Below are 21,179 nucleotides of genomic sequence, written 5' to 3'. Positions count from 1 at the left end.
CGCGAGATGGCTAAGAACATCAAGGGCATCCTGGGCGAGAAGCTCGGCATGACGCAGGTCTGGGACGAGAACAACCGGGTCGTCCCGGTGACCGTCGTCAAGGCCGGCCCGAATGTCGTGACCCAGGTGCGTACGAACGACGTCGACGGCTACGAGTCGGTCCAGATCGCCTTCGGCGAGATCGACCCGCGCAAGGTGAACAAGCCCCTCAAGGGCCACTTCGCCAAGGCCGACGTCACCCCGCGCCGTCACCTTGTCGAGATCCGTACCGCTGACGCCAGCGAGTACACCCTCGGCCAGGAGATCACCGCCGAGGTCTTCGAGGCGGGCATCAAGGTCGACGTGACCGGCAAGAGCAAGGGCAAGGGCTTCGCCGGTGCCATGAAGCGCCACAACTTCCGTGGTGGCAAGGCTTCCCACGGTGCCCACCGCGTGCACCGCAAGCCCGGTTCGATCGGTGGCTGCGCCACCCCGGGCCGCGTCTTCAAGGGCATGCGCATGGCCGGCCGCATGGGCAACGAGCGCGTGACCACCCAGAACCTGACCGTTCACGCCGTTGACGCGGAGAAGGGCCTGCTGCTCATCAAGGGCGCGGTTCCTGGTCCGAACGGCGGCCTCGTCCTGGTCCGCACCGCGGCCAAGGGGGCCTGAGGATATGAGCACCATTGACATTCTGTCGCCTGCCGGCGACAAGGCGGGGACCATCGAGCTCCCGGCCGAGATCTTCGACGCCAAGATCAGCGTCCCGCTGATCCACCAGGTCGTCGTCGCGCAGCTTGCGGCTGCCCGCCAGGGCACCCACAAGACCAAGACGCGTGGCGAGGTCCGCGGTGGTGGCAAGAAGCCGTACCGCCAGAAGGGCACCGGCCGCGCCCGTCAGGGTTCGACCCGCGCCCCGCAGTTCGCCGGTGGTGGCGTCGTGCACGGTCCCGTGCCGCGTGACTACTCGCAGCGGACCCCCAAGAAGATGAAGGCCGCCGCCCTCCGCGGTGCCCTCTCCGACCGGGCGAACCACTCCCGCATCCACGTCGTCTCCGGCGTGGTCGAGGGTGCTGTCTCCACCAAGGCCGCCAAGACGCTGTTCGGCAAGATCTCGGAGCGCAAGAACCTGCTCCTGGTCGCCGAGCGTGCCGACGAGGCCGCGTGGCTGTCCGCCCGCAACCTGCCCCAGGTGCACATCCTGGAGCCGGGCCAGCTGAACACGTACGACGTGATGCGATCCGACGACGTGGTCTTCACCCAGGCCGCCTTCGAGTCCTTCGTGTCTGGCCCCAAGGCCGACGACAACGAGGGGAACGACGCCTGATGGCCGAGATCACCAGCAAGACCTTCACGGACCCGCGCGACGTCCTCGTCAAGCCGGTCGTCTCCGAGAAGAGCTACGCCCTGCTCGACGAGAACAAGTACACGTTCATCGTCGCGCCCGGCTCCAACAAGACCCAGATCAAGCAGGCCGTCGAGGCGGTCTTCTCGGTCAAGGTCACCGGGGTCAACACGATCAACCGTCAGGGCAAGCGCAAGCGCACCCGCACCGGTTTCGGCAAGCGCGCCAACACCAAGCGCGCCATCGTGACCCTGGCCGAGGGCAACCGAATCGACATCTTCGGCGGCCCGACCGCCTGACGGCGGTCGAGTCGTCCGATATCGGACGAGGACTGAGAAATGGGTATCCGCAAGTACAAGCCGACTACGCCGGGCCGTCGTGGCTCCTCCGTAGCCGACTTCGTCGAGATCACGCGGTCCACGCCGGAGAAGTCGCTGGTCCGCCCCCTGCACAGCAAGGGCGGCCGTAACAACACCGGTCGTGTGACCGTCCGTCACCAGGGCGGTGGCCACAAGCGTGCCTACCGCGTGATCGACTTCCGTCGTCACGACAAGGACGGCGTGCCGGCCAAGGTCGCTCACATCGAGTACGACCCCAACCGCACCGCGCGCATCGCGCTGCTCCACTACGCGGACGGCGAGAAGCGCTACATCATCGCTCCCAAGGGTCTGACGCAGGGTGACCGCGTCGAGAACGGCCCGGGCGCGGACATCAAGCCCGGCAACAACCTGGCCCTCCGCAACATCCCGGTCGGTACCACGATCCACGCGATCGAGCTCCGTCCCGGCGGTGGCGCCAAGTTCGCCCGCTCCGCGGGTGCCTCCGTGCAGCTGCTTGCGAAGGAGGGCACCATGGCCCACCTCCGCATGCCGTCCGGCGAGATCCGTCTGGTCGACGCCCGCTGCCGCGCCACCATCGGCGAGGTCGGCAACGCCGAGCAGTCGAACATCAACTGGGGTAAGGCCGGCCGCAAGCGCTGGCTGGGCGTCCGCCCGACCGTTCGCGGTGTGGCGATGAACCCGGTTGACCACCCGCACGGTGGTGGTGAGGGCAAGACCTCCGGTGGTCGCCACCCGGTCTCCCCGTGGGGTCAGAAGGAGGGTCGTACTCGTTCGCCGAAGAAGGCTTCGAACAAGTACATCGTCCGCCGCCGCAAGACGAACAAGAAGCGCTAGGAGCGGGTTTAGATGCCGCGCAGTCTCAAGAAGGGACCCTTCGTCGACGGCCACCTCATCAAGAAGGTGGACGCTCAGAACGAGGCCGGTACCAAGAACGTCATCAAGACCTGGTCCCGTCGCTCCATGATCATCCCGGCGATGCTCGGGCACACGATCGCGGTGCACAACGGCAAGACCCACGTCCCGGTGTTCGTCACCGAGTCGATGGTCGGGCACAAGCTCGGCGAGTTCTCGCCGACGCGTACCTTCCGGGGTCACGTCAAGGAAGACCGGAAGTCGAAGCGCCGCTAGTAGCGGATCGCATTCAGACACGTAAGTAACTGAGAGGGACAACCATGGAAGCCAGGGCCCAGGCGCGGTACATCCGCGTCACGCCCATGAAGGCCCGCCGCGTGGTGGACCTGATCCGTGGCATGGATGCCACGGAGGCTCAGGCTGTTCTGCGATTCGCTCCGCAGGCAGCCTCCGTGCCGGTCGGCAAGGTGCTCGACAGCGCCATCGCCAACGCCGCGCACAACTACGACCACACGGACGCCTCTTCGCTGTACATCAGCGAGGCGTTCGTCGACGAGGGTCCGACCCTGAAGCGGTTCCGTCCGCGTGCCCAGGGCCGTGCCTACCGGATCCGCAAGCGGACCAGCCACATCACCGTGGTCGTCAGCAGCAAGGAAGGAACCCGGTAATGGGCCAGAAGGTTAACCCGCATGGGTTCCGGCTCGGCATCACCACGGACTTCAAGTCCCGCTGGTACGCCGACAAGCTGTACAAGGACTACGTCAAGGAAGACGTCGCCATCCGTCGGATGCTGACGTCCGGCATGGAGCGCGCCGGCATCTCGAAGGTTGAGATCGAGCGCACCCGTGACCGTGTCCGCGTGGACATCCACACCGCTCGTCCGGGCATTGTCATCGGTCGCCGTGGCGCCGAGGCCGACAAGATCCGCGGCCAGCTGGAGAAGCTGACCGGCAAGCAGGTCCAGCTGAACATCCTCGAGGTCAAGAACCCCGAGGTCGACGCTCAGCTCGTGGCCCAGGCCGTCGCCGAGCAGCTCTCCTCCCGCGTCTCCTTCCGTCGGGCCATGCGCAAGAGCATGCAGTCCGCCATGAAGGCCGGCGCCAAGGGCATCAAGATCCAGTGTGGTGGCCGTCTCGGCGGCGCCGAGATGTCCCGCTCGGAGTTCTACCGCGAGGGCCGTGTGCCGCTGCACACGCTCCGCGCGAACGTCGAGTACGGCTTCTTCGAGGCCAAGACGACCTTCGGCCGCATCGGCGTGAAGGTCTGGATCTACAAGGGCGACGTCAAGAACATCGCCGAGGTCCGCGCCGAGAACGCCGCCGCCCGCGCCGGCAACCGTCCGGCCCGTGGCGGTGCTGACCGCCCGGCCGGCCGCGGTGGCCGCGGTGGCGAGCGTGGCGGTCGCGGTCGCAAGCCGCAGCAGGCTCCCGCTGCCGAGGCCCCCAAGGCCGAGGCCGCCGCCGCTCCGGCTGCCGAGAGCACCGGAACGGAGGCCTGACCGAAATGCTGATCCCCCGTAGGGTCAAGCACCGCAAGCAGCACCACCCGAAGCGCAATGGCATGTCCAAGGGTGGCACGCAGGTTGCGTTCGGCGAGTACGGCATTCAGGCCCTCACCCCGGCCTACGTGACCAACCGCCAGATCGAGGCCGCGCGTATCGCGATGACCCGCCACATCAAGCGTGGCGGCAAGGTCTGGATCAACATCTACCCGGACCGCCCGCTCACGAAGAAGCCTGCCGAGACCCGCATGGGTTCCGGTAAGGGTTCGCCGGAGTGGTGGATCGCGAACGTCAAGCCCGGTCGGGTGATGTTCGAGCTGTCCTACCCGAACGAGAAGATCGCGCGTGAGGCTCTGACTCGTGCGGCTCACAAGCTGCCGATGAAGTGCAAGATCGTTAAGCGCGAGGCAGGTGAGCTGTGATGTCGGCCGGTACCAAGGCGTCCGAGCTGCGCGAGCTGGGCAACGAGGAGCTTGTGGCCAAGCTCCGCGAGGCCAAGGAAGAGCTGTTCAACCTCCGCTTCCAGGCGGCGACGGGTCAGCTCGAGAACCACGGCCGTCTGCGGGCGGTCCGTAAGGACATCGCCCGGATCTACACCCTCATGCGTGAGCGTGAGCTCGGCATTGAGACGGTGGAGAACGCCTGATGAGCGAGAGCAACGTGACTGAGAAGACCGAGCGCAACGCTCGCAAGGTCCGCGAGGGCCTGGTCGTCAGCGACAAGATGGACAAGACCGTCGTCGTCGCCGTCGAGGACCGCGTCAAGCACGCGCTGTACGGCAAGGTCATCCGCCGTACGAACAAGCTCAAGGCTCACGACGAGCAGAACGCTGCCGGCATCGGCGACCGCGTCCTCCTGATGGAGACCCGGAAGCTGTCGTCGACGAAGCACTGGCGCGTCGTCGAGATCCTCGAGAAGGCCAAGTAATCCCTCCTAGGGGGACCCCCTAGGAACAGTTCCGCCAGGCTCGGCAGGGGCACTCCGGTGCCCCTGCCGGGAACCGGCAGACAATCAGGAGATAGACGTGATCCAGCAGGAGTCGCGACTTCGCGTCGCCGACAACACTGGTGCCAAGGAGATCCTTTGCATCCGTGTTCTCGGTGGTTCGGGTCGCCGCTACGCGGGCATCGGTGACGTCATCGTCGCCACCGTCAAGGACGCGATCCCCGGTGGCAACGTGAAGAAGGGTGACGTCGTCAAGGCCGTCATCGTTCGCACCGTCAAGGAGCGCCGTCGCCAGGACGGCTCGTACATCCGCTTCGACGAGAACGCCGCCGTCATTCTGAAGAACGACGGCGACCCTCGTGGCACCCGTATCTTCGGCCCGGTCGGCCGTGAGCTGCGCGAGAAGAAGTTCATGAAGATCATCTCGCTCGCGCCGGAGGTGCTGTAAGCATGAAGATCAAGAAGGGCGACCTGGTCCAGGTCATCACCGGCAAGGACAAGGGCAAGCAGGGCAAGGTCATCGCGGCCTACCCCGCCGAGTCCCGCGTCCTCGTCGAGGGTGTCAACCGGGTCAAGAAGCACACGAAGGCCGGCCCGAACCAGGCCGGCGGCATCGTGACCACCGAGGCTCCGGTCCACGTCTCCAACGTCCAGCTGGTCGTGGAGAAGGACGGCAAGAAGGTCGTCACGCGTGTGGGTTACCGCTTCGACGACGAGGGCAACAAGATCCGCGTTGCCAAGCGGACGGGTGAGGACATCTGATGGCTACCACCACTCCGCGTCTCAAGACGAAGTACCGCGAGGAGATCGCGGGCAAGCTGCGTGACGAGTTCAAGTACGAGAACGTCATGCAGATCCCCGGCCTCGTGAAGATCGTGGTCAACATGGGTGTCGGCGACGCCGCCCGTGACTCGAAGCTGATCGAGGGCGCGATCCGCGACCTCACCACGATCACCGGTCAGAAGCCGGCCGTCACCAAGGCCCGCAAGTCCATCGCGCAGTTCAAGCTGCGTGAGGGCCAGCCGATCGGTGCCCACGTCACGCTCCGTGGCGACCGCATGTGGGAGTTCCTGGACCGCACCCTGTCGCTCGCGCTGCCGCGCATCCGCGACTTCCGCGGCCTGTCCCCGAAGCAGTTCGACGGCCGTGGCAACTACACCTTCGGTCTCACGGAGCAGGTCATGTTCCACGAGATCGACCAGGACAAGATCGACCGTACCCGGGGTATGGACATCACCGTGGTCACCACGGCGACCAACGACGACGAGGGCCGTGCGCTTCTCCGTCACCTCGGCTTCCCGTTCAAGGAGGCGTAAGCGAGATGGCGAAGAAGGCTCTCATCGCGAAGGCTGCCCGCAAGCCCAAGTTCGGTGTGCGCGCGTACACCCGCTGCCAGCGCTGCGGCCGCCCCCACTCCGTGTACCGCAAGTTCGGCCTCTGCCGCGTGTGCCTCCGTGAGATGGCTCACCGTGGCGAGCTGCCGGGCGTGACCAAGAGCTCCTGGTAATTCCCCCTCGCCCTTTGGGCGTTGGTGAATGACCGGAGTCTCTCGGTAGGCATTGGGTTGGCGGACTCCCGGTCCCGCATGGCTTAGGCTAGTGGGGTTGGGCGTCCGCCGCCCGTACGACTTACTACGCCGTAGGTCCACCGCACCGCACCCGCCCCGTCTCGGATCGGGGAGAGGGATGGTGCACCAGGAAACCCCGGCGAGAGAGGCCGAAGGCCAATTCATGACCATGACTGATCCGATCGCAGACATGCTCACGCGTCTGCGTAACGCGAACTCGGCGTACCACGACACCGTGACGATGCCGCACAGCAAGATCAAGTCTCACATCGCGGAAATCCTCCAGCAGGAGGGCTTCATCACGGGCTGGAAGGTCGAGGACGCCGAGGTCGGCAAGAACCTCGTCATCGACCTCAAGTTCGGTCCGAACCGTGAGCGCTCCATCGCGGGCATCAAGCGGATCTCGAAGCCGGGCCTCCGGGTTTACGCGAAGTCCACCAACCTGCCGAAGGTCCTCGGCGGCCTGGGCGTGGCGATCATCTCCACGTCCCACGGTCTCCTGACCGGCCAGCAGGCGCAGAAGAAGGGCGTGGGTGGGGAAGTCCTCGCCTACGTCTGGTAGTCGGGAACGGAGGAATAGCAATGTCGCGAATCGGCAAGCTCCCCATCACGGTTCCCGCCGGCGTGGACGTCACCATCGAGGGCCGCACGGTCACCGTCAAGGGCTCGAAGGGCTCGCTGACGCACACCGTCGCCGCGCCGATCGAGATCGTTAAGGGCGAGGACGGCGTTCTCAACGTCACCCGTCCGAACGACGAGCGTCAGAACAAGGCCCTCCACGGCCTGTCCCGCACGCTGGTGGCCAACATGATCACCGGTGTGACCCAGGGGTACGTCAAGGCGCTCGAGATCAGCGGTGTCGGTTACCGCGTGGCCGCGAAGGGCTCCGGCCTGGAGTTCCAGCTCGGCTACAGCCACCCGATCCTGGTGGAGGCCCCCGAGGGCATCTCCTTCAAGGTCGAGTCGCCGACCAAGTTCTCGGTCGAGGGCATCGACAAGCAGAAGGTCGGCGAGGTCGCCGCGAACATCCGCAAGCTGCGGAAGCCCGACCCGTACAAGGCCAAGGGCGTCAAGTACGCGGGCGAGGTCATCCGCCGCAAGGTCGGAAAGGCTGGTAAGTAAGCCATGGCATACGGTGTCAAGATCGCCAAGGGCGACGCTTACAAGCGCGCCGCGAAGGCGCGCCGTCACCTGCGCATCCGCAAGAACGTGTCGGGTACGGCGGAGCGTCCGCGCCTCGTCGTGACGCGTTCGAACCGCGGTATCACCGCGCAGGTCATCGACGACCTCAAGGGTCACACCGTCGCGTCGGCGTCCCACCTGGACGCTTCGATCCGCGGTGGCGAGGGCTCGAAGTCCTCGCAGGCCCAGCAGGTCGGCGCCCTGGTCGCCGAGCGCGCCAAGGCCGCCGGTGTCGAGGCCGTCGTGTTCGACCGTGGTGGCAACAGGTACGCCGGGCGCATTGCCGCTCTGGCTGACGCCGCCCGCGAAGCCGGGCTGAAGTTCTAAGCCCCGGTTCCGGGACTAACGGACGTAACAGAGAGAGGTATTCCAATGGCTGGACCCCAGCGCCGCGGCAGCGGTGCCGGTGGCGGCGAGCGGCGGGACCGGAAGGGCCGCGACGGTGGCGCTGCCGCCGCCGAGAAGACCGCGTACGTTGAGCGCGTAGTCGCGATCAACCGCGTCGCCAAGGTTGTCAAGGGTGGTCGTCGCTTCAGCTTCACCGCGCTCGTCGTGGTGGGTGACGGTGACGGCACCGTGGGTGTCGGTTACGGCAAGGCCAAGGAGGTGCCGGCCGCCATCGCCAAGGGTGTTGAGGAGGCCAAGAAGCACTTCTTCAAGGTCCCCCGCATCCAGGGCACCATCCCCCACCCGATCCAGGGCGAGAAGGCTGCGGGCGTCGTCCTGCTCAAGCCGGCTTCCCCCGGTACCGGTGTGATCGCCGGTGGCCCGGTGCGCGCCGTTCTCGAGTGCGCCGGCGTTCACGACATCCTGTCGAAGTCGCTCGGCTCCGACAACGCGATCAACATCGTGCACGCGACCGTGGAGGCCCTGAAGGGCCTGCAGCGTCCCGAGGAGATCGCGGCTCGCCGTGGTCTGCCGCTCGAGGACGTCGCCCCCGCGGCTCTGCTTCGTGCGCGTGCGGGAGCGGGTGCGTAATGGCTCGCCTCAAGATCACGCAGACGAAGTCGTACATCGGCAGCAAGCAGAACCACCGCGACACGCTGCGTTCGCTCGGGCTCAAGCGCCTGAACGACGTGGTCGTCAAGGAGGACCGCCCCGAGTTCCGCGGCATGGTGCACACCGTCCGCCACCTCGTGACGGTTGAGGAGGTCGACTGATCATGGCGGAGAACAACCCGCTCAAGATCCACAACCTCCGTCCCGCCCCGGGCGCCAAGACCGCCAAGACCCGTGTGGGTCGTGGTGAGGCGTCGAAGGGTAAGACGGCCGGTCGTGGTACCAAGGGCACCAAGGCCCGCTACCAGGTTCCGGAGCGCTTCGAGGGTGGGCAGATGCCCCTCCACATGCGCCTCCCGAAGCTCAAGGGCTTCAAGAACCCGTTCCGCACCGAGTACCAGGTCGTGAACCTGGACAAGCTGGCCGCGCTCTACCCGCAGGGTGGCGAGGTCACGGTGGCCGACCTGGTCGCCAAGGGTGCGGTTCGTAAGAACCAGCTCGTCAAGGTGCTCGGCACCGGCGAGGTCTCCGTGGCGCTGCAGGTGACGGTCGACGCCGTCTCCGGCTCCGCCAAGGAGAAGATCGCCGCCGCCGGCGGCACCGTCACCGAGCTCGTCTGAGACGACTCGATGGCCTGAACATCCGACCGGGGATGCCTCCCAAAAGGGGCATCCCCGGTTGGTCGTTCCTAGGGGGGCATGGTCGCCGGTAAGGTGGCGTGCACCGTCCATGCTCATGCGGTATAGGCCGCCGGAGCCGGGACCGATCTCTATCAGTCCTTATCGAATCTCAAGACCGTCACCTCTGACGCATAGCGCGGGGGTCGCAGGAGGCACCGTGCTCACCGGCTTCGCCCGGGCGTTCAAGACGCCCGACCTGCGCAAGAAGCTGCTCTTCACGCTGGCGATCATCGTGCTGTACCGCCTGGGGGCCCACATCCCCGTCCCCGGCGTCAAGTACGAGGCCGTCCAGATGTGCGTGGACCAGGCGAGCGAGGGCAACAACAGCCTGTTCGGCCTGGTGAACATGTTCAGTGGCGGCGCACTGCTGCAGATCACCATCTTCGCGCTCGGCATCATGCCGTACATCACGGCGAGCATCATCCTGCAGTTGCTCACCGTCGTGATCCCGCGCCTGGAAGCCCTCAAGAAGGAGGGCCAGAGCGGTACGGCGAAGATCACGCAGTACACCCGCTACCTGACGATCGCGCTGGCGATCCTCCAGGGCACGGGTCTCGTGGCCACCGCCAAGAGCGGTGCCCTCTTCAGCGGCTGCAGCGTGGCCGACCAGGTCGTCCCGGACCCCTCGATCTTCACCATCGCCACCATGGTCATCACCATGACCGCGGGCACCGCCATCGTCATGTGGCTCGGTGAGCTCATCACCGACCGCGGCATCGGCAACGGCATGTCGATCCTGATGTTCATCTCGATCGCCGCCGGCTTCCCGGGCGCCCTGTGGGCCATCAAGGAGAGCGGCAAGCTCGCCCAGGGCTGGATCGAGTTCGGCACCGTCATCCTCATCGGCTTCGTGATGGTGGCCCTCGTCGTCTTCGTCGAGCAGGCCCAGCGCCGCATCCCGGTGCAGTACGCGAAGCGGATGATCGGCCGCAGGTCGTACGGCGGTACGTCCACTTACATCCCGTTGAAGGTGAACCAGGCAGGTGTGATTCCTGTCATCTTCGCCTCGTCGCTGCTCTACATCCCGGCGCTGATCGCGCAGTTCTCGAACAGCACCGCGGGCTGGAAGACCTGGATCGAAGCCCACTTCGTCAAGGGTGACCACCCGTATTACATCGCCACGTACTTCCTCCTGATCGTGTTCTTCGCCTTCTTCTACGTGGCGATCTCGTTCAACCCCGAGGAAGTCGCCGACAACATGAAGAAGTATGGTGGCTTCATCCCGGGTATCCGGGCTGGTCGACCTACTGCCGAGTACCTGAGCTACGTGCTCAACAGGATCACTTGGCCGGGCTCGCTGTACTTGGGTCTGATCGCTCTTGTGCCGACGATGGCGTTGGCAGGCTTCGGCGGTGCCAATGCCAACTTCCCGTTCGGCGGGACGAGCATCCTCATCATCGTGGGTGTGGGGCTGGAGACCGTGAAGCAGATCGAGAGCCAGCTCCAGCAGCGCAATTACGAAGGGTTCCTCCGCTGATGCGAATCGTCCTCGTCGGACCGCCCGGTGCGGGCAAGGGCACGCAGGCTGCGTACCTCGCCAAGAACCTGGGCATCCCGCACATCTCTACGGGCGACCTGTTCCGTGCCAACATCTCGCAGGGCACGCCGTTGGGCGTAGAGGCGCAGTCGTTCATGAAGGCCGGCCAGCTCGTGCCGGACTCCGTGACGATCGGGATGGCCGAGGACCGCATGCGCCAGGCGGACGCCGAGGGCGGCTTCCTGCTCGACGGATTCCCGCGGAACGTGGTCCAGGCCGAGGCCCTGGACGCCTTCCTCAAGGCCGGTGGCATCGAGCTGGACGCGGTCCTGGACCTTGAGGTCCCCGAGGACGAGGTCGTGAAGCGGATCGCGGGTCGCCGCATCTGCCGCAACGACTCCTCGCACGTGTTCCACGTGACGTACAACGCCCCGAAGACCGAGGGCGTGTGCGACACCTGCGGTGGCGAGCTCTACCAGCGCGCGGACGACTCCGAGGAGACCGTCCGCACCCGCCTGGAGGTCTACCACACGGAGACCGAGCCGATCATCGACTACTACCGGGCGCAGAACCTGGTCGCGACGATCTCCGCGCTCGGCAAGGTGGACGAGGTCACGGCGCGTGCGATGGACGCGCTGAAGAAGTAACCCCACGCTCACGCGGTACGGCCGCGGTGCCCCTGACGGGCGCCGCGGCCGTATCGTTGTTCTGTTCCCCGTACTCGATGGAAAGGCCCCGCCCACGATGGTGCAGATCAAGACCCCGGAGCAGATCGCGAAGATGCGCGAGGCGGGGCTGGTCGTCGCCGCCATCCACGCGGCGACCCGCGAGGCGGCCGTGCCGGGCGCCACGACGAAGGACCTGGACGAGGTCGCGCGCAAGGTGATCGCCGACCACGGGGCGAAGTCGAACTTCCTCGGGTACGGCGGCTTCCCCGCGACCATCTGCACCTCGGTCAACGAGGTCGTGGTCCACGGCATCCCCGACGAGAAGACCGTCCTCAAGGACGGCGACATCATCTCGATCGACGCCGGCGCGATCGTGGACGGCTGGCACGGCGACGCCGCGTACACCGCCTTCGTCGGCACCGGTCACGCGCCGGAGCTGATCGAGCTCTCCCGGGTGACCGAGGAGTCGATGTGGGCCGGCATCGCGGCGATGCGGGTGGGTGCGCGCCTGGTCGACATCTCGAAGGCGATCGAGTCGTACATCAAGCGCCAGCCGCGGCCGGCCGTCGGCGACCACAGCCTGGGCAAGTACGGCATCGTCGAGGACTACGGCGGCCACGGCATCGGCACCGAGATGCACATGGACCCGCACCTGCTGAACTACGTCTCCCGCAAGCGCGGCAAGGGCCCGAAGCTGGTCCCCGGCTTCTGCCTGGCGATCGAGCCGATGGTCTCCCTCGGCACCCCGCACACGGAGGTCCTCGCGGACGACTGGACGGTCGTCTCCACCGACGGCACCTGGTCCTCCCACTGGGAGCACAGCGTGGCGCTGACGGAGGAGGGCCCCCTGGTCCTCACCGCCGTGGACGGCGGCAAGGCCAAGCTGGCGGAGCTGGGCGTCACCGCGGCTCCGGACCCGCTGGCGTAACCGCCGGGAGACCGGCGGCGTAATGATCTTCCACGTTGGGCAAACTCCCCGGATTCGTCTTTTCCAGGGGCCTGGCGTAGACTGATGCGTCGGCTCTCGTGTACCCGTGTGTCCGCACCGGGGAGTGAGAGTCGATCAAGGTAGCCGATTCGAAGGGCGAAGCGTGGCCAAGAAGCAAGGTGCCATCGAGATCGAGGGCACCGTGATCGAGTCCCTGCCGAACGCCATGTTCAAGGTGGAGCTCCAGAACGGTCACAAGGTCCTCGCGCACATCTCCGGCAAGATGCGGATGCACTACATCCGTATCCTCCCGGACGACCGGGTCGTCGTGGAGCTGTCTCCGTACGACCTGACGCGTGGCCGGATCGTCTACCGGTACAAGTAGATCTTGCCCGCACCCCGCCTCCGCGCGCGGGTGGTGGCACTGACCCGGAGAACCTCACATCCCATGAAGGTCAAGCCGAGCGTCAAGAAGATCTGCGACAAGTGCAAGGTGATCCGCCGTCACGGCCGGGTCATGGTCATCTGCGACAACCTGCGCCACAAGCAGCGCCAGGGCTGACGCACGCCGACCGAACCTGCATCTCGCAGTTCTTCGCGCGACGCATAGCAATACGTACATACGCAGAGCCCGTCCGGCCGTGATCCACGGCTGACGGCACCTCCGGCGGGGGCCGGGGACCCGATCTGTACCTCATACGGCAGCCGGGAACGGTTCTGCAGCAGACCCCCGAGAACACAGGAGCCATTGAATGGCACGCGTTTCCGGTGTTGACATCCCGCGCGAGAAGCGCGTGGTGGTCGCACTCACCTACGTCTTCGGTATCGGGCGTACCCGGTCCGAGGAGATTCTCGCCGCGACCGGCGTGAACCCGTCCACCCGTGTCCGCGATCTTGCCGAGGAAGACCTCGTCAAGATCCGCGAGTACGTGGACGCCAACCTCCAGACCGAGGGTGACCTCCGCCGCGAGATCGCCGCCGACATCCGCCGCAAGGTCGAGATCGGCTGCTACCAGGGCCTTCGCCACCGTCGTGGCCTGCCCGTCCGCGGTCAGCGCACCAGCACGAACGCTCGTACCCGCAAGGGCCCGCGTCGCGCCATCGCCGGCAAGAAGAAGCCGGGCAAGAAGTAGTCCTCAGCGGACGCTTGACCAAGCGGTCTTCGCTGTAGGACCGACCACCTCCCGTAGGAGTAAGAGATGCCCCCCAAGGGTCGTCAGGGCGCTGCCAAGAAGGTGCGCCGCAAGGAAAAGAAGAACGTCGCTCACGGCCACGCGCACATCAAGAGCACGTTCAACAACACGATCGTCTCGATCACGGACCCCTCGGGCAACGTGATCTCCTGGGCCTCCGCAGGCCACGTCGGCTTCAAGGGCTCGCGCAAGTCCACCCCCTTCGCCGCGCAGATGGCCGCCGAGTCGGCCGCCCGCCGCGCGCAGGAGCACGGCATGCGCAAGGTCGACGTCTTCGTCAAGGGTCCCGGCTCCGGCCGTGAGACCGCGATCCGCTCCCTCCAGGCCACCGGCCTCGAGGTCGGCTCGATCCAGGACGTCACCCCCACGCCGCACAACGGCTGCCGTCCCCCCAAGCGCCGCCGCGTCTGACGCACGGGCTGCTTGAGCAGGACTTTTCGGGCGGTGCGTCCCCTCACGGGACGTACCGCCCGTACCCTTGCAGTACGCAGTGCCGCAACACCCCGTCGGGCGTCAAATAGTGGGCGTCCACGACCGAAGGAATCACAGACATGCTGATCGCTCAGCGTCCGTCGCTGACCGAAGAGGTCGTCGACGAGTTCCGCTCCCGGTTCGTCATCGAGCCGCTGGAGCCGGGCTTCGGCTACACCCTCGGCAACTCCCTCCGCCGTACCCTCCTCTCCTCGATCCCGGGTGCCGCTGTCACCAGCATCCGCATCGACGGTGTCCTGCACGAGTTCACCACCGTGCCGGGCGTCAAGGAGGACGTCACCGACCTCATCCTCAACATCAAGCAGCTGGTCGTCTCCTCGGAGCACGACGAGCCGGTCGTGATGTACCTGCGCAAGCAGGGCCCGGGTCTGGTCACCGCCGCCGACATCGCGCCCCCGGCCGGTGTCGAGGTGCACAACCCCGACCTCGTCCTGGCGACCCTGAACGCCAAGGGCAAGCTGGAGATGGAGCTGACCGTCGAGCGCGGTCGCGGCTACGTCTCCGCCGTCCAGAACAAGCAGGTGGGCCAGGAGATCGGCCGTATCCCGGTCGACTCCATCTACTCGCCGGTTCTCAAGGTCACCTACAAGGTCGAGGCGACCCGAGTCGAGCAGCGCACCGACTTCGACAAGCTCATCGTCGACGTCGAGACCAAGCAGGCCATGCGCCCGCGCGACGCCATGGCGTCCGCCGGCAAGACCCTGGTCGAGCTGTTCGGTCTCGCCCGCGAGCTGAACATCGACGCCGAGGGCATCGACATGGGCCCGTCCCCGACGGACGCCGCCCTCGCCGCCGACCTCGCGCTGCCGATCGAGGAGCTGGAGCTCACGGTCCGCTCCTACAACTGCCTCAAGCGTGAGGGCATCCACTCCGTGGGTGAGCTCGTGGCGCGCTCCGAGGCCGACCTGCTCGACATCCGCAACTTCGGTGCGAAGTCGATCGACGAGGTCAAGGCGAAGCTGGCCGGCATGGGCCTCGCGCTCAAGGACAGCCCGCCCGGATTCGACCCGACCGCCGCGGCCGACGCCTTCGGCGCCGACGACGACGCGGACGCCGGGTTCGTCGAGACCGAGCAGTACTAAGAGCTCGGGCCTCACGGTCCGTACCTGGGCGCGGGTGCGCTGTGCTTGATCGCGCAGTTCCCCGCGCCCCCTCCGGGGCGCAAGCCCCGGTCTCCGACAGGTAACCGCCTGCTCGGATACTGACACCGGTACCTCATACGGCCGGTGCAGATCACAAGGAGAAACACCATGCCGCGTCCCGCGAAGGGTGCCCGCCTCGGCGGTTCCGCCGCTCACGAGAAGCTGCTCCTCGCCAACCTGGCGAAGTCGCTGTTCGAGCACGGCCGCATCACGACGACCGAGGCCAAGGCCCGCCGTCTGCGTCCCGTCGCCGAGCGCCTGATCACCAAGGCGAAGAAGGGCGACATCCACAACCGTCGCCTGGTGCTGCAGACGATCACCGACAAGGGCATCGTCCACACCCTCTTCACCGAGATCGCCCCGCGCTACTCGGAGCGTCCGGGTGGTTACACCCGCATCACGAAGATCGGCAACCGTCGTGGCGACAACGCCCCGATGGCCGTGATCGAGCTCGTCGAGGGCGAGATCGCCAAGAAGGCGACCGTCGCCGAGGCCGAGGCCGCCACCAAGCGCGCCGTCAAGGAGGCCGACGAGGCCGCCGCGGTCGAGGCGACCGAGGACGAGGCGAAGGACGCGTAAGCGTTCTTCCGACGTTTCTCACGGAACGGGCCCGTACCCCCTGGGGTGCGGGCCCGTTCCCGTGTGTCTGAGAGGATTTCCTGGTGAGTGATGACGTGCAGCCCGGGTTCGTACGGGTACGGCTGGACCTTTCCTACGACGGCCGCGACTTCTCCGGGTGGGCCAAGCAGGCCCGGGGGCAGCGGACCGTGCAGGGCGAGATCGAGGACGCGCTGAAGACCGTGACGCGGTCCTCGGAGACGTACGAGCTGACCGTCGCCGGCCGGACCGACGCCGGGGTGCACGCGCGCGGTCAGGTCGCGCACGTGGACTTGCCCGAGGAGCTGTGGCAGGAGCACCGCGAGAAGCTGCTGCGGCGGCTCGCGGGGCGACTCCCGCACGACGTGCGGGTGTGGAGCCTCACCGAGGCCCCCGCGGGGTTCAACGCCCGCTTCTCGGCGATCTGGCGGCGGTACGCGTACCGGGTCACCGACCACCCCGGCGGCGTCGACCCGCTGCTGCGCGGGCACGTCCTGTGGCACGACTGGACCCTCGACATGGACGCCATGAACGAGGCGGCCGCCGCGCTGGTCGGCGAGCACGACTTCGCCGCGTACTGCAAGAAGCGCGAGGGCGCGACCACCATCCGCACGCTCCAGACGCTGCGCTGGGAGCGGCGGCCCGACGGCATCCTGGAGGCCACGGTCAAGGCCGACGCCTTCTGCCACAACATGGTCCGCTCGCTCGTCGGCGCGCTGCTCTTCGTCGGCGACGGACACCGGCCGGTGGACTGGCCGGGCAAGGTGCTCGCCGCCGGCGTCCGCGACTCCGCGGTCCACGTCGTCCGCCCGCACGGCCTCACCCTCGAAGAGGTCGGCTACCCGGCGGACGACCAGCTCGCCGCCCGCAGCCGCGAGGCCCGCAACAAGCGCACCCTGCCGGGCGTCGCCGGCTGCTGCTGAGCGCTCCGGTCCGGCCGGACCCGCCGGGAGCTAGCGCGGCGGGGCCGAGGCGGCCGCCGCCGCGTTCGCCTGGCTCTTGCCGCGGGCGTAGATCTGGTTGAAGACGAAGGTGCCCAGGTCGTCACTGGCCTGGAAGACCGGCTTGTCCTTCGTGGTGACCTTGGTGCCGTTCGCGAAGCCGGCCTGGGTGAAGTAGGCGTACCGGCCGACCGAGTTGGCGCGGCGGAGGCAGACGGTGGCGTGGCAGAAGGTGCCGACGCCCTTGCCGGCGAGCGGCGCGATGCCGCCGGTGGCCTGCTTCTTCGCGGCCAGCGCGGCCTTCTCGGAGGGGAAGACGGCGACGCCGACGGTGATCGCCACCCCGTCCTTGACGTAGGTGGCGCGCAGCACGCGCTCGCAGCCGTTCTTCTGGAGGACCGGGCCGAGGCCGCCCGTGGTGACCGCGGCGCAGTTCTTCGTCGCGGAGGTGGCGCCCTTCTTGTAGGGGCGGCCGAACATGGTGAGCTTCGTGCCCGGGTAGAGCCCGTCGGTCGTCAGCGGCGCCTTGTCCTTCTTCGGATCGGTGATGTAGTCCTTCGGGTCCGGCGGGGGCGGCGGGGCCACGGAGGAGAAGGTCGGCGCGGGGGTGGGGGAGGTCGTCGTGGCGACCGGGCCCGTCGGGGTCGGGCCGCCGGTCTTGGCCTCGTCGTTCTTCTTGTTCGTCGCCACCACGGCGGCCGCGACGAGCGCGCCCACCGCCACCGTGGCGAGGACGCCGCCCGCGATCAGCAGGCGGCGCTTGCGGCGGCTGCCGGCCGCGGAGGCGTCCGCGAGGGCGCCCCAGTCAGGGGTGCCGTCGCCGCCCTGCCCGCCGGCGAAGGGGTCCGGCTGCTGCTGCCACGGCTGCTGTCCGTACGCCGGCTGCTGCGGCTGCCCGTACGGCCCCGGCTGCTGCGGGTACCCGTACCCGTGCTGCTGTCCGTACCCCTGCTGCCCCTGCTGCTGCGGCTCCTGCGGCCACTGCGGTCCCCCAAAGCTCATGCCGCGCATCCTAAACCGCTTGGGGGAAGCGGACGCGGGCGGTGACAATGCACCCCATGGGACATGTCGAGGCCGCGCATCTGGAGTACTACCTTCCCGACGGGAGGGTCCTGCTCGGGGACGCCTCCTTCAGGGTGGGGGAGGGCGCCGTCGTCGCGCTCGTCGGGGCCAACGGCGCCGGCAAGACCACCCTCCTGCGGATGATCGCGGGAGACCTCCAGCCGCACGGCGGCTCCGTCACCGTCAGCGGCGGGCTCGGCGTGATGCCGCAGTTCATCGGCTCCGTACGGGACGAGTCGACCGTCCGCGACCTGCTGGTCTCCGTGGCGCACCCGCGGATCCGGGAGGCCGCGAAGGCCGTCGACGCGGCCGAGCACCTGATCATGACCGTCGACGACGAGGCCGCGCAGATGCGGTACGCGCAGGCCCTCGCCGACTGGGCGGAGGTGCAGGGGTACGAGGCCGAGACGCTGTGGGACATCTGCACCACGGCCGCGCTGGGCGTGCCGTACGACAAGGCGCAGTTCCGTCAGGTGCGGACGCTGTCCGGCGGCGAGCAGAAGCGGCTCGTCCTGGAGTCGCTGCTGCGCGGCACCGACGAGGTGCTGCTCCTCGACGAGCCGGACAACTACCTGGACGTCCCCGGCAAGCGGTGGCTGGAGGAGCGGCTGCGGGAGACCCGCAAGACCGTGCTCTTCATCTCCCACGACCGGGAGCTGCTCTCCCGCGCCGCGCAGAAGATCATCGCGGTGGAGCCCGGCGCGGCCGGCTCCGACGTGTGGGTGCACGGCGGCGGCTTCGACACCTTCCACGAGGCGCGGCGGGAGCGGTTCGCCCGCTTCGAGGAGCTGAAGCGGCGCTGGGAGGAGAAGCACGCGCAGCTGAAGAAGCTGGTCGTCAACCTGCGGCAGGCGGCCGCGGTCAGCCACGAGATGGCGTCCCGGTACGCCGCCGCCCAGACCCGGCTGCGGAAGTTCGAGGAGGCCGGCCCGCCGCCGGAGCCGCCGCGCGAGCAGGACATCCGGATGCGGCTGCGCGGCGGCCGGACCGGTGTCCGCGCGGTGACCTGCGAGAACCTCGAACTGACCGGCCTGATGAAGCCCTTCTCCCTGGAGATCTTCTACGGGGAGCGGGTCGGCGTCCTCGGCTCGAACGGCTCCGGCAAGTCCCACTTCCTGCGGCTGCTCGCCGGGGACGAGTCGGTGGCCCACACCGGTACGTGGAAGCTGGGCGCGCGGGTCGTCCCCGGGCACTTCGCCCAGACCCACGCCCACCCCGAGCTGGCCGGCCGCCCGCTCGTCGACATCCTGTGGACCGAGCACGCCAAGGACCGGGGCGCGGCGATGTCGATGCTGCGCCGGTACGAACTGGAGCGGCAGGGCGACCAGCCCTTCGACAAGCTCTCCGGCGGCCAGCAGGCCCGCTTCCAGATCCTCCTCCTGGAGCTGGCCGGCACGACCGCGCTGCTCCTCGACGAGCCCACGGACAACCTGGACCTGGAGTCCGCCGAGGCCCTCCAGGACGGCCTGGAGTCCTACGAGGGCACGGTCCTCGCCGTCACCCACGACCGCTGGTTCGCGAAGAGCTTCGACCGCTACCTGGTCTTCGGCTCGGACGGCGTCGTCCGCGAGTCCACCGAGCCGGTGTGGGACGAGCGGCGGGTGGAGCGGGCGCGCTGACCCCGGGGGACCGGGTCACGGGTCACGGGTCACGGGGGTCACGGAAGCAGGACCAGGCGGCCTCGGAGGCCGCCCTCGGCCAGGCGGCGGTGGGCTTCGGCCGCCGCCGTCAGGGGGAGGGCGTCCGCCACACGGGTGGTGAGGGCGCCGGCCTCGGCCAGCGCCGCCAGGCGGGTCAGGTCCGCCCGGTCCGCGCGGACCCAGACCGGGGCGACCCGGATGCCCCGCAGGGGGTACGGGGCGCCGCCCGCGACCAGGGCGGCGAAGGCGCCGCCGGTGCGGACCGCGTCCAGCGCCGCCGCGCCCAGGACGGCGGCGTCCAGCGCGCCCGCCACCCCGCCGGGGACCAGGGCCCGGACCGCCTCGCCGAGCCTGCCCGGGCCCGCGGCGACGAAGTGCGCGGCGCCCAGCCCGCGTACGAACGGCTCGTCGGCGGCGCGGGCCGTCGCCACCACCCGCAGGCCGCGCGCGGCGGCCAGCTGCACCGCGTAACCGCCGACCGCGCCCGCCGCGCCCGTGACCAGGAGCGTTTCGCCGTCCGGCAGGGCGAGGGCGGCGAGGGCCTGGAGGGCGGTCAGGCCGGCCAGCGGGAGGGTCGCGGCGGCCACCGGGTCGAGTCCGGCGGGCGCCGGGGCCACCGCGTGGGCGTCCAGGACGACGTGTTCGGCCTGGGTGCCGAGGGCCACGTCGAGCCGGTCGTTCATGCCGATGACCGGGTCGCCGGGGCGGACCGAGGTGACGCCGGGGCCGGTCTCCTCGACCACCCCGGCCACGTCCCAGCCGAGCCCGGTGCGGCCCCCGCCGCTCATCAGCCCGGCCTCGGCGAGGACGCCGGAACGGGTGGCGAGGTCCACCGGGTGGACGGTGGAGGCCGTGACCCGCACGCGGACCTGGCCGGGCCCGGTGGCGGGGACGGGCACCTCGGCGATCCGCAGCACCTCGGGGCCGCCGAAGGAGTCGAGGACGAGTGCGCGCATGGCGGTGGGCCTTCCGTGAGGGCGGTGACTGCTCCCACGAACCTAGGGAGCGCTACTCTCCGACGGGAAGCAGGCACCTGGAAGTGCGTACCGCACCCGGAGGAGAGCGCCCATGCCCACCCGGACCGCCGACGAGCGCCGCGCGGAGGCGCGCCGCGCCTATGACGCGTATCTCGCCGAGTGCCCCGCCCGGCAGCTCCTCGACCGCATCGCCGACAAGTGGGTCACCCTCGTCCTGAACGCCCTCGCGGACGGCCCCCGCCGCTACGCCGAACTGCACCGCAAGATCGCCGGCGTCAGCCAGAAGATGTTGACCCAGACCCTCCGTGCCCTGGAGCGTGACGGCCTGGTCAGCCGGACGGTGACCGCGTCGGTGCCGGTGCGGGTGGACTACGCCCTGACCCCGCTGGGGGTCTCGCTGCTGCCGGTGGTGGCGGCGGTGAAGGAGTGGGCGGACGGTCACATCGAGGAGGTGGCGGCGGCGCGGGCGGCGTACGACGGGTGACGGTCGGCGGACGGAGTCCGGCGCAGCCGGCCGAAGCCGGGGAGGCCCCCCGGGGCCGAGCCGTGCGAGGGCGGCGTCGGGCAGGGGGGCTGCTGACCCAGACCCTCCGTGCCCTGGAGCGTGACGGCCTGGTCAGCCGGACGGTGACCGCGTCGGTGCCGGTGCGGGTGGACTACGCCCTGACCCCG

General features: G+C 68.5%; 34 protein-coding genes and 1 pseudogene. 33 read left to right on the top strand and 2 right to left on the bottom strand.

Features of this window, described 5'->3' with window-relative positions; genetic code table 11:
- Positions 1-6 precede the first annotated feature (6 nt).
- The 30 genes from rplC to truA all read left to right on the top strand — a co-directional run bounded on the left by rplC (position 7) and on the right by truA (position 16,810).
- Entirely contained in the window at positions 7-651 is a 645-nt protein-coding gene (gene rplC, locus ACFW1I_RS13435; RefSeq protein WP_031012092.1) for a 50S ribosomal protein L3, read from the top strand.
- A 4-nt stretch (positions 652-655) separates the two neighbouring features.
- Entirely contained in the window at positions 656-1,306 is a 651-nt protein-coding gene (gene rplD / locus ACFW1I_RS13430; protein WP_319010204.1) for a 50S ribosomal protein L4, read from the top strand.
- Positions 1,306-1,623 (top strand): 50S ribosomal protein L23, encoded by a 318-nt coding sequence (rplW, locus tag ACFW1I_RS13425; protein ID WP_030759382.1) that lies wholly within the window; start codon positions 1,306-1,308, stop codon positions 1,621-1,623. The genes rplD and rplW overlap by 1 nt, the downstream gene beginning before the upstream one ends.
- Before the next feature lie 39 nt (positions 1,624-1,662).
- Positions 1,663-2,499: a 50S ribosomal protein L2 gene (rplB, locus tag ACFW1I_RS13420; protein ID WP_030494254.1), complete on the top strand. Its 837-nt coding sequence runs from the start codon at positions 1,663-1,665 to the stop codon at positions 2,497-2,499.
- Positions 2,500-2,511: 12 nt separating this feature from the next.
- Complete coding sequence (rpsS, locus tag ACFW1I_RS13415) at positions 2,512-2,793, top strand: 30S ribosomal protein S19 (protein WP_030759378.1); 282 nt, start codon at positions 2,512-2,514, stop codon at positions 2,791-2,793.
- Positions 2,794-2,837: 44 nt separating this feature from the next.
- Positions 2,838-3,185, top strand: a complete 348-nt coding sequence (rplV, locus tag ACFW1I_RS13410) for a 50S ribosomal protein L22 (RefSeq protein WP_031012097.1) — start codon at positions 2,838-2,840, stop codon at positions 3,183-3,185.
- Entirely contained in the window at positions 3,185-4,015 is an 831-nt protein-coding gene (rpsC, locus tag ACFW1I_RS13405) for a 30S ribosomal protein S3 (protein WP_030759375.1), read from the top strand. The genes rplV and rpsC overlap by 1 nt, the downstream gene beginning before the upstream one ends.
- A 5-nt stretch (positions 4,016-4,020) precedes the next feature.
- On the top strand, positions 4,021-4,440 hold the full coding sequence (rplP, locus tag ACFW1I_RS13400; protein ID WP_030494257.1) for a 50S ribosomal protein L16: 420 nt from the start codon (positions 4,021-4,023) through the stop codon (positions 4,438-4,440).
- Positions 4,440-4,664 (top strand): 50S ribosomal protein L29, encoded by a 225-nt coding sequence (gene rpmC / locus ACFW1I_RS13395; protein WP_030494258.1) that lies wholly within the window; start codon positions 4,440-4,442, stop codon positions 4,662-4,664. The genes rplP and rpmC overlap by 1 nt, the downstream gene beginning before the upstream one ends.
- Positions 4,664-4,945 (top strand): 30S ribosomal protein S17, encoded by a 282-nt coding sequence (rpsQ, locus tag ACFW1I_RS13390; protein ID WP_024755411.1) that lies wholly within the window; start codon positions 4,664-4,666, stop codon positions 4,943-4,945. The genes rpmC and rpsQ overlap by 1 nt, the downstream gene beginning before the upstream one ends.
- 97 nt (positions 4,946-5,042) lie before the next feature.
- Entirely contained in the window at positions 5,043-5,411 is a 369-nt protein-coding gene (rplN, locus tag ACFW1I_RS13385; protein WP_003956455.1) for a 50S ribosomal protein L14, read from the top strand.
- 2 nt (positions 5,412-5,413) lie between these two features.
- Positions 5,414-5,725 (top strand): 50S ribosomal protein L24, encoded by a 312-nt coding sequence (gene rplX / locus ACFW1I_RS13380; protein WP_282694363.1) that lies wholly within the window; start codon positions 5,414-5,416, stop codon positions 5,723-5,725.
- Complete coding sequence (gene rplE / locus ACFW1I_RS13375; RefSeq protein ID WP_106979021.1) at positions 5,722-6,279, top strand: 50S ribosomal protein L5; 558 nt, start codon at positions 5,722-5,724, stop codon at positions 6,277-6,279. Before rplX ends, rplE begins: the two co-directional genes overlap by 4 nt.
- Positions 6,280-6,284: 5 nt before the next feature.
- Positions 6,285-6,470, top strand: coding sequence for a type Z 30S ribosomal protein S14 (locus tag ACFW1I_RS13370; RefSeq protein ID WP_003956452.1), 186 nt, complete (start codon positions 6,285-6,287; stop codon positions 6,468-6,470).
- A 223-nt stretch (positions 6,471-6,693) separates the two neighbouring features.
- Complete coding sequence (gene rpsH, locus ACFW1I_RS13365; RefSeq protein ID WP_031012103.1) at positions 6,694-7,092, top strand: 30S ribosomal protein S8; 399 nt, start codon at positions 6,694-6,696, stop codon at positions 7,090-7,092.
- 20 nt (positions 7,093-7,112) lie between these two features.
- Positions 7,113-7,652, top strand: a complete 540-nt coding sequence (gene rplF, locus ACFW1I_RS13360) for a 50S ribosomal protein L6 (protein ID WP_351845835.1) — start codon at positions 7,113-7,115, stop codon at positions 7,650-7,652.
- A gap of 3 nt (positions 7,653-7,655) precedes the next feature.
- Positions 7,656-8,039, top strand: coding sequence for a 50S ribosomal protein L18 (rplR, locus tag ACFW1I_RS13355; protein ID WP_030759358.1), 384 nt, complete (start codon positions 7,656-7,658; stop codon positions 8,037-8,039).
- A gap of 45 nt (positions 8,040-8,084) precedes the next feature.
- On the top strand, positions 8,085-8,690 hold the full coding sequence (gene rpsE / locus ACFW1I_RS13350) for a 30S ribosomal protein S5 (RefSeq protein ID WP_030201551.1): 606 nt from the start codon (positions 8,085-8,087) through the stop codon (positions 8,688-8,690).
- Positions 8,690-8,872, top strand: coding sequence for a 50S ribosomal protein L30 (rpmD, locus tag ACFW1I_RS13345; protein WP_005313525.1), 183 nt, complete (start codon positions 8,690-8,692; stop codon positions 8,870-8,872). The genes rpsE and rpmD overlap by 1 nt, the downstream gene beginning before the upstream one ends.
- 2 nt (positions 8,873-8,874) lie before the next feature.
- Positions 8,875-9,330, top strand: coding sequence for a 50S ribosomal protein L15 (gene rplO, locus ACFW1I_RS13340; protein WP_030494264.1), 456 nt, complete (start codon positions 8,875-8,877; stop codon positions 9,328-9,330).
- A gap of 217 nt (positions 9,331-9,547) precedes the next feature.
- Positions 9,548-10,867 carry a preprotein translocase subunit SecY gene (secY, locus tag ACFW1I_RS13335; protein ID WP_031012111.1) on the top strand — a complete coding sequence of 440 codons (1,320 nt, stop codon included), beginning with the start codon at positions 9,548-9,550 and terminating at the stop codon, positions 10,865-10,867.
- The gene (locus tag ACFW1I_RS13330) at positions 10,867-11,514 is read left to right on the top strand and encodes an adenylate kinase (protein ID WP_384669396.1); all 648 of its coding nucleotides are present in this window, start codon (positions 10,867-10,869) and stop codon (positions 11,512-11,514) included. The genes secY and ACFW1I_RS13330 overlap by 1 nt, the downstream gene beginning before the upstream one ends.
- A gap of 97 nt (positions 11,515-11,611) precedes the next feature.
- Positions 11,612-12,463, top strand: a complete 852-nt coding sequence (gene map / locus ACFW1I_RS13325; protein WP_031012115.1) for a type I methionyl aminopeptidase — start codon at positions 11,612-11,614, stop codon at positions 12,461-12,463.
- A gap of 163 nt (positions 12,464-12,626) precedes the next feature.
- Positions 12,627-12,848 carry a translation initiation factor IF-1 gene (infA, locus tag ACFW1I_RS13320; RefSeq protein WP_003956442.1) on the top strand — a complete coding sequence of 74 codons (222 nt, stop codon included), beginning with the start codon at positions 12,627-12,629 and terminating at the stop codon, positions 12,846-12,848.
- A gap of 63 nt (positions 12,849-12,911) precedes the next feature.
- Entirely contained in the window at positions 12,912-13,025 is a 114-nt protein-coding gene (gene rpmJ / locus ACFW1I_RS13315) for a 50S ribosomal protein L36 (protein ID WP_003956441.1), read from the top strand.
- 190 nt (positions 13,026-13,215) lie between these two features.
- Complete coding sequence (gene rpsM, locus ACFW1I_RS13310; protein ID WP_015035595.1) at positions 13,216-13,596, top strand: 30S ribosomal protein S13; 381 nt, start codon at positions 13,216-13,218, stop codon at positions 13,594-13,596.
- A 66-nt stretch (positions 13,597-13,662) separates the two neighbouring features.
- Positions 13,663-14,067, top strand: coding sequence for a 30S ribosomal protein S11 (gene rpsK / locus ACFW1I_RS13305; protein ID WP_003956432.1), 405 nt, complete (start codon positions 13,663-13,665; stop codon positions 14,065-14,067).
- Between the two features lie 140 nt (positions 14,068-14,207).
- Positions 14,208-15,230: a DNA-directed RNA polymerase subunit alpha gene (locus ACFW1I_RS13300; RefSeq protein ID WP_004946635.1), complete on the top strand. Its 1,023-nt coding sequence runs from the start codon at positions 14,208-14,210 to the stop codon at positions 15,228-15,230.
- A 168-nt stretch (positions 15,231-15,398) separates the two neighbouring features.
- Complete coding sequence (rplQ, locus tag ACFW1I_RS13295) at positions 15,399-15,869, top strand: 50S ribosomal protein L17 (protein ID WP_031012120.1); 471 nt, start codon at positions 15,399-15,401, stop codon at positions 15,867-15,869.
- Positions 15,870-15,952: 83 nt separating this feature from the next.
- Complete coding sequence (gene truA / locus ACFW1I_RS13290; protein WP_384669394.1) at positions 15,953-16,810, top strand: tRNA pseudouridine(38-40) synthase TruA; 858 nt, start codon at positions 15,953-15,955, stop codon at positions 16,808-16,810.
- Positions 16,811-16,840: 30 nt separating this feature from the next.
- Here truA and ACFW1I_RS13285 read toward each other — a convergent pair whose 3' ends face one another.
- Positions 16,841-17,830, bottom strand: a complete 990-nt coding sequence (locus tag ACFW1I_RS13285) for a hypothetical protein (protein WP_384669392.1) — start codon at positions 17,828-17,830, stop codon at positions 16,841-16,843.
- Positions 17,831-17,886: 56 nt separating this feature from the next.
- On the opposite strand from ACFW1I_RS13285, the gene ACFW1I_RS13280 reads away from it, so the two are divergent.
- Complete coding sequence (locus tag ACFW1I_RS13280) at positions 17,887-19,509, top strand: ABC-F family ATP-binding cassette domain-containing protein (protein ID WP_384669390.1); 1,623 nt, start codon at positions 17,887-17,889, stop codon at positions 19,507-19,509.
- A gap of 38 nt (positions 19,510-19,547) precedes the next feature.
- Here the strand turns inward: ACFW1I_RS13280 and ACFW1I_RS13275 are convergent, their stop codons facing one another.
- On the bottom strand, positions 19,548-20,486 hold the full coding sequence (locus ACFW1I_RS13275) for an NADP-dependent oxidoreductase (RefSeq protein ID WP_384669389.1): 939 nt from the start codon (positions 20,484-20,486) through the stop codon (positions 19,548-19,550).
- 112 nt (positions 20,487-20,598) lie between these two features.
- Here ACFW1I_RS13275 and ACFW1I_RS13270 point away from each other — a divergent pair, with 112 nt between their 5' ends.
- Entirely contained in the window at positions 20,599-20,991 is a 393-nt protein-coding gene (locus ACFW1I_RS13270; RefSeq protein ID WP_384669387.1) for a winged helix-turn-helix transcriptional regulator, read from the top strand.
- Between the two features lie 92 nt (positions 20,992-21,083).
- Positions 21,084-21,179: pseudogene (locus ACFW1I_RS13265) on the top strand (winged helix-turn-helix transcriptional regulator); the annotation flags it as partial.

The sequence above is a fragment of the Streptomyces sp. NPDC058955 genome, assembly GCF_042741435.1.
GTDB lineage: Bacteria > Actinomycetota > Actinomycetes > Streptomycetales > Streptomycetaceae > Streptomyces.
The sequence above is the reverse complement of the archived record's forward strand: the minus strand, read 5'-3'. Positions and strand labels throughout refer to the sequence as shown.